This window comes from Lactobacillus sp. VURO6/B1 (VP7) (genome assembly GCF_058139575.1).
In genome coordinates this window covers 126,555-133,382 of record NZ_JBVOWJ010000005.1, presented here as the reverse complement: position 1 = coordinate 133,382, position 6,828 = coordinate 126,555, and the positions used below count along the sequence as shown (strand labels likewise).

General features: G+C 33.8%; 7 protein-coding genes. 1 reads left to right on the top strand and 6 read right to left on the bottom strand.

Features of this window, described 5'->3' with window-relative positions; genetic code table 11:
* The first annotated feature begins 285 nt into the window (after positions 1-285).
* Complete coding sequence (locus ACZ2M0_RS04155; protein ID WP_238480650.1) at positions 286-465, top strand: hypothetical protein; 180 nt, start codon at positions 286-288, stop codon at positions 463-465.
* Between the two features lie 326 nt (positions 466-791).
* On the opposite strand, the gene ACZ2M0_RS04150 is transcribed toward ACZ2M0_RS04155, so the two are convergent.
* The 6 genes from ACZ2M0_RS04150 to ACZ2M0_RS04125 form a co-directional block, all read right to left on the bottom strand.
* Positions 792-1,322 (bottom strand): Asp23/Gls24 family envelope stress response protein, encoded by a 531-nt coding sequence (locus tag ACZ2M0_RS04150; protein WP_490058639.1) that lies wholly within the window; start codon positions 1,320-1,322, stop codon positions 792-794.
* Between the two features lie 14 nt (positions 1,323-1,336).
* Positions 1,337-1,519, bottom strand: a complete 183-nt coding sequence (locus ACZ2M0_RS04145; protein WP_045928847.1) for a DUF2273 domain-containing protein — start codon at positions 1,517-1,519, stop codon at positions 1,337-1,339.
* 11 nt (positions 1,520-1,530) lie between these two features.
* Complete coding sequence (gene amaP, locus ACZ2M0_RS04140; RefSeq protein WP_490058634.1) at positions 1,531-2,085, bottom strand: alkaline shock response membrane anchor protein AmaP; 555 nt, start codon at positions 2,083-2,085, stop codon at positions 1,531-1,533.
* A 157-nt stretch (positions 2,086-2,242) separates the two neighbouring features.
* Positions 2,243-2,968: a glucosamine-6-phosphate deaminase gene (locus ACZ2M0_RS04135; RefSeq protein WP_490058633.1), complete on the bottom strand. Its 726-nt coding sequence runs from the start codon at positions 2,966-2,968 to the stop codon at positions 2,243-2,245.
* A gap of 158 nt (positions 2,969-3,126) precedes the next feature.
* Positions 3,127-5,472, bottom strand: coding sequence for an ABC transporter ATP-binding protein/permease (locus ACZ2M0_RS04130; protein WP_490058632.1), 2,346 nt, complete (start codon positions 5,470-5,472; stop codon positions 3,127-3,129).
* 197 nt (positions 5,473-5,669) lie between these two features.
* Positions 5,670-6,761, bottom strand: coding sequence for a YdcF family protein (locus tag ACZ2M0_RS04125; RefSeq protein WP_490058638.1), 1,092 nt, complete (start codon positions 6,759-6,761; stop codon positions 5,670-5,672).
* Positions 6,762-6,828: the final 67 nt, after the last annotated feature.

Below are 6,828 nucleotides of genomic sequence, written 5' to 3'. Positions count from 1 at the left end.
GAAAAAGAACCAAGCAGTTTATTAGCTGCTTGATTCTATTCATTTAAGCTCTATCAACAGGATTTGCCAAGGAGCCTGAATATCGGCAGTTAGTCCTTCGCTAACAACTAATAAAGTACCCTAATTTTAGGGTTCACATCATTAACATCAAAAGTGGTCTAGTCTTTTAAATTAAGCGATTACTGTTGTTTAGGAATAAGGCAATCTTTACTATAATTAAATTTGAATTGATGGCAAATTGTTTTGAGGGCGGTTGGCTGTTTCACTTGAAGGGAGAGGGTGCTTATGGCACGAAATCTTTTAGGAAGGTGTGCAGTCGGTGAGTGTGTACCATGCGCTAGAATTAGCGCTGGCCTTTGCCTCGTTTATTATTGTCTTGTTGACCTATATCGACAAGCACAGGTAAACAAAAAGACCGTCCCAACAATAACTTTGGCCAGTTATGGGATTGGTCTTTTTGATTAAAAACGTAATTGAGTCAACCGCCTTTAAAGCGGCTGCTTGAAATTCAGAGAAGAAGTCTTGTTTTTACAAGGCTTCTTTTCTCTATAGCATTATTTTAGCATGATTAAACTAGTCTTGCACAAGAATTTGATTAAGTTATCTGAGATATCCCTAATTTTTCTCTATACGATTTGAATGCTATCCGAAGTTAACAACTAATAAAGCGTCCTAATTTTATGGTTAACATCAAAATTATGATTTATGTTATTTGTCCGTGAATTCATAGTTTACTTGTTCTCAGACACGCACCTTATAAATTTTGCGTTTGCAGATTGAAATTATGTTTATTATTTAACTCTAGATTCTTTAGATTCCTTTTTCTTTTCTTCGGCTTTATCTTGAACCTTATCTTTTTGATCGGTAATTTTATCCTTAGTATCTTGAGCAGCACCGGTGATACGGTCTTGTAAGCTGACAGAGTCTTTTTCGTGTTGCTCTTTAGTTTTAATATCAACTACTGTGACGTTAACTTCAACAGTATCAAGACCGGTCATTTCTTTAACTTTTTCTTGAATCTTTTCTTTAATTTGATCGTATAACTTGGTAATATCAACGCCATATTCTGCAACAATTTCAATGTCAACGGCTACTTGTTTTTTACCAACTTCAACATTTACACCTGAAGTGACGTCATCGCTATTAACAATTTTATCAGCAATATTTGAGAAAAAGCCACCGTTAACTGTTAAAAGACCTTTAATGTCAGATAAGGCAATACCCACGATTTTTTGAATCACCTTTGAATCGTATTTTAGATCGCCTTTAACTTCAGGCTTTGAACTACTTTGATTTGAACTTGATTGTACCATATTGCATATACTCCTTATATAAATTATTTATTTTGCAGCATTTTTTTGAACACTGGCCAGTAATGTCCAACCAAAAAGCCGCAGACTAACATCACGATGACAAAAATAGTTTTGAAAAATCCCAGTACCAAAAAGCATAATGCTAGTAAAACACCAATTACAGCACCGCTTATTTCTGGGAGGTATTTTTTGTATTCTTCTTTCATCTTAACCTCCTTTATTGAACGCGCTTTTCAGGTTTATCACCCTTGTGATAATTGATAAACTTGATTTTAATTTTTGGTTTTTGCTCAATTCCTAGCAATTGCTTCAGCTTCTTTTTTAATTCTTCAAGATAATCGTCAAGTAGGGCGGCAATGTTTTCACCTGGACCCAAGTCACCGCCAATTTTAATTTTAATTCGGCGTCCTGTTAACTTGGAACTGACTTTTGCATTATTTAAGTAAGGCAAGTCAGCAAGTGAATTCATTACATAACTATTAATGGCTTTTGAAGTGACCTTAACTTGACCATCACGTTTATGAATTAAATTAAAGTTTCTCTGGACTGGCCAGAATAGGATGACAATTAAACTAACAATTAGTATTATAAAAACAATTATACTAATACCAATTAAATACCAGGCAAATATCGGGTTAAGAGTACCTAAATGCGGTATTTTAATCTTTAAATACTTTTGCCAAAAACTACTGGTTTCCCATATTAAGTAACAAGGCACAGGTAATAGTAACAACATGCCTAATACCAATAGCCATTTTTTACTCCTTTTCAACTTATCACCATCCTCTCATGGTTCATCTTAATAATAATACTGATTATTTTAACAGACTAATAATATGCACCGTATGTATACAATAATAGTTTGTAAAATAGCACACAAAAAAGGCAATGCATTTACGCATCGCCTTTTTGTATATCATTTGAATTAATTAGTTAGAATATTTTGCATCTAATTTATTTGCTGCAGCTTGATCAACAATCAGAGTTACATTTTCATGCTTTTGCAAAATTGAAGCTGGGACTTCTTCAGTTACTGGCCCTTCAACCATCTTTTGCACCGCATCAGCTTTATTATCACCAAAAGCCATAATGACGATTTCTTTGGCAGACATAATATTTGCAATACCCATGCAAATTGCCGATTTAGGTACTTCGTCAATATTATTGAAGAAACGAGAATTGGCTTTAATAGTATTCTCTGTTAATTGTACTTCATGAGTAACAGAATCAAATGGTGTACCAGGTTCGTTAAATGCAATGTGGCCATTTTGACCTAAGCCTAATAGCTGAATATCAATTGGATTTTCAGCGATAATTTTATTATAGTCAGCAGAAGTTCCTTCCGGATCTTTAATAGCTTTAATACCATCAGGAACATATGAATGTTTGAATGGCTTTTTAGCAAACAGATTCTTTTGCATAAAATAGTGATAGCTCTGATCATTATCAGGAGTTAAACCTACATATTCATCAAGGTTAATACTAATTAAATCGCTGTTATCTAGATTACTCTCGGTCCATTCTTGGTAGAGAGTTACAGGAGTCGATCCAGTTGCTAAACCAATTACTTTGCTGCCGTTTGCGATACTATTCTTAAATATTTCAAAACCTTTTTTACTACCGCTAGTCTTGTCACTTGAGATAATAACTTTCATTTTATTTGCCCCTCCATAGTTGTTATCTCAATTATAAATTGGTATATGCCAATTTGTCAATAAACTTAGTAGTAATAGCAGGCACTGATTTTACTAAATAAAAAGTTCAACTAATGTTTGTTTCACATGTAACATTAATTGGACTTTTTAAAATTGTTTTATTCGCTTCTTAAAGCAATAGCAGCATCCTTTTTAGCAGCCATACGTGCCGGCAGGTGTCCGCCAACCATAGTTAAAACTGTTGAAATAAGGATTAGTATTAAAGCATGTATTGGATTAAGTTGAGCAACATTAGCTAAATCTGTGATGGAGTAAAGAATACTGTTAATAGGGAAGACTAGCAGCCAGGCAACAACTACTCCCAAAACTCCAGAAAAGACACCCAGAATGAATGTTTCAGCATCAAACACTCTGGTGATATCTTTCTTACGGGCGCCTAAAGCCTTTAAAATACCAATTTCTTTCGTTCTTTCAAGAACAGAAGTGTAAGTTAAAATGCCGATCATGATCATTGAAGTTACTAACGAAATAGCAGCAAATGCAACTAATACGGTAGTAATCCCGTTAAGTAAACCACCAGTCATTGAGGTAACGGCACTTGACATGTCAGTATAAATAATTTTATTCTTTCTTTTTTTACCACGATTCCATTTATCTAAATAATCAAGCACTTTATCTTTAGCATCAAAATCGTTGGGATAAATCATAATACTCGTTGGAATGGTTGAACCACCAATTGATTGCAGCATCTGTTTCTTTTCTCGGGCATTCATATCTTGTCCGGTCATTACATTTTGTTTTGCCTTCTTCTGGGCTCGTACTATTTCTGATTTTTTATTTTTCTTGATAATGTTTTGAGTTAGCTGATCGCTGTAAGCAATTCCTGAAGACAGGAGTGCCATAGAATTCTCATCTTTTGGTCTAATGACACCTACAATTTGCATTTGGGTTTTGCTATTGTCATACATAGAATTACTGATTTTTTGCGGAATAAACATCCCTGTTGGCAATTTTTGGTAATAGTCATCGTTGTCGACAACTTTAAATTTTTTCCCAACAAATTTTTGATAATTTAACTTCTCACCGGCCTTAGCCTTCAAATCTAAGTTTTTAATAATATTAATGTTTAATTTGTTTTCGTTATCTGTTACTAAAACCAAATCTGTAGCCTTATGTGGCCATGCACCAGACAAAAGTTGATAATTTTCTTTAAGGAAATTGCTTTTACTGGAATTAAGTGTAGTAGGAAACACTGATGAGCCTAAGCCAGTGGCACTAATTGCTTGCATTCGCATTTGTGCAGCTGCCTGAGAGCTGTCTGAATTAGCTGCAATAGGAGAAAATTGGACACGCTTAATTTTATTTTTGCTGCGAGTGAGCAAATTCAGGCTAATCCCACGCTGATAGGAAATATTGTTAGCATAATTGGGATTTATTTTTTTGACGTAATTAACGTATTCTTGATTAATCTTATTTTGATGAGTTGATTCCTGCATCTTATCTTTTTCAACGGTTAAATAACCCCGGTTTTTAACATTCTTTTCAGATTCGTTCCGGTCTGCAACGCTGCTGGCATCAGTAGCGGTTTGATTGATGGTCACGGGATATTTAGCCAGTGCTTTACTCATAGTCGTATCAATTTGCTTTTGAAAGCCATTGGATAATGCTAAGACGACAGCAATAGAAATAATACCGATACTTGAAGCAAAAGCAGTTAAAGTTGTTCTGCCTTTTTTAGTCATAATATTGGTAAAGCTTAATTTAATAGCATTCCAATATGACATTTTAGTACGCTTTAATTTAAAGGTATCTTTTTCTTCTTCAGGAATAAAAGGATTGGAATCATTTAAAATTTTTCCATCCTGGAAGTTAACTATTCTGGTAGCATATTCCTGAGCTAGTTTCGGATTGTGCGTAACCATAACTACCAAGCGGTCTTTTGACAGCTCTTTAATTAACTTCATAATCTGCTCAGAGGTTTCAGTATCAAGGGCGCCAGTGGGCTCGTCACATAGCAAAATATCGGGATTATTAGCTAAAGCGCGAGCAATAGCTACACGTTGCATTTGACCACCGGATAATTGGTTCGGATTTTTAGAAATATGTTCTTTCAAACCGACTTGAGTTAAAGCATCCATTGCTCTTTTGTGTCGTTCTGAGGCAGAAACTCCGGATAAATTCATTCCTAATTCAACATTGGCAATAATTGACAAGTGTGAGATTAAGTTATAATTTTGAAAAACAAAGCCGACAGAATTATTTCGGTATGCATCCCAGTCAGTTTCCTTAAAATTCTTAGTAGATTTACCATTAATAATGAGATCACCACTATCATAGCGATCAAGTCCACCGACAACATTTAATAACGTGGTTTTACCGGAACCACTGGGACCTAAAATTGCAACAAATTCTTGGTTACGAAATGATATAGAAACATCATCAAGTGCATGAGTAACCGTATCACCGACATGGTATGATTTGCGTAAATCTTTTAATTGTAGCATGTCTGTTTCTCTTTCTTTTAATAATTAATTAATAACAGATAGTTTATCATTTATATGTTACTAAATCTAAGTTAATTTTTACAATAACCGTTAAATATGTAATTAAATGGAATCATGCTATTTTAAATCAGCTAATATAATTATAAAAACAACGTTATTAAAAGTATTAAACGTTAAAATAGCAAAATTTTATTTAGTTAACTAATAATACCAGTTAAATCAAATAATGCATATACAAAGAAAAAGAGAATAAGTAATAAGATTGCGATGATATGACGTTTTTTATTTAGAATTAAAACTGCAGCAAATTCACGCACAATTGCGTTAGGCAGAAAGTAAAGACGAGTATAGCATCCTACACCATTTGCATTTAGACCAGCTGCTTTCGCGTAGAGAGAAGCTCTAAAAATATGGTAATTATTACTAAAAAATTTTGCCTTATAATTTTTACCGCCGAAATCTTTTGTAGCTACTTCGGCTGAAAACTTCATATTTTGGTAGGTATTTTTGGAATTATCCTCTAATAAAATATCTTTTGGCTCTATCCCACGAGCTATTGCATATTCGGTCATTGCTTGAGCTTCTGAAACTTTTTCATCTTTTCCTTTACCACCCGACATAATTAATTTGGGCATTTTCCGTCCCTTAGTAACTTGCTTTTGAGCATATTGAATAGCACGATTAATACGACTGGCTAATAGTGGGGTGACTTGTTCACCGTGAGCCAGTCCTGCTCCTAAAACAATTAAATAGTCCTGGTTATATTGTCTAGGAACAATTTGATAAAAAGTTAAATTTACTAAAAAGTTGTACGCTACAAAAAGAAGGTAATCCAAGATAGCTGTTGGGGCATATAACAGAATCCTAACCCAAGAAGGTAAATTTCTAAAAGGCCCAACCAGTGCAACTAACCAAACAACGATTATGCCAATACCAATAAATAGAGTTAATAAATTTGATAGAGTATGACTTTCACGTTTCCAAACTATATAAGCATTCCATAGAAAAAATAGCCAGGAAAAAGCTGCTAATAATGTAATTGTTGCCACGAATAGCACTATCAGGATTTCATATGTCAGAATGAGAGATCTCAAACTGGTAGCTAAGATCATCACAGTCAGCCAAATGCCGAATGTTAACAAAAAAATAGTAAAAAGAATGCCATTAAGCAATCTTCTAGGTTCTTTTAGCCAAGAAATTAAAAAAACTGCAAAAGTTGCAAGCATAATAAGTGAAAGAATTATAAACGAACGGTTTTGGTTTAATACTTCAAAAAATCTAATCATAATATCCTACCTTAGGTATAAAACTAAGTCTATTATAATAAAGATGAATAAAAAGTCATAGTAAATTAAA

What these genes read in the sequence shown, in the direction of transcription:
- ACZ2M0_RS04155 (WP_238480650.1), top strand. Translation starts at nt 286, where the DNA reads ATGGCACGAAATCTTTTAGGAAGGTGTGCAGTCGGTGAGTGTGTACCA.
- ACZ2M0_RS04145 (WP_045928847.1), bottom strand. Translation starts at nt 1,519, where the DNA reads ATGAAAGAAGAATACAAAAAATACCTCCCAGAAATAAGCGGTGCTGTA.
- ACZ2M0_RS04135 (WP_490058633.1), bottom strand. Translation starts at nt 2,968, where the DNA reads ATGAAAGTTATTATCTCAAGTGACAAGACTAGCGGTAGTAAAAAAGGT.
- ACZ2M0_RS04130 (WP_490058632.1), bottom strand. Translation starts at nt 5,472, where the DNA reads ATGCTACAATTAAAAGATTTACGCAAATCATACCATGTCGGTGATACG.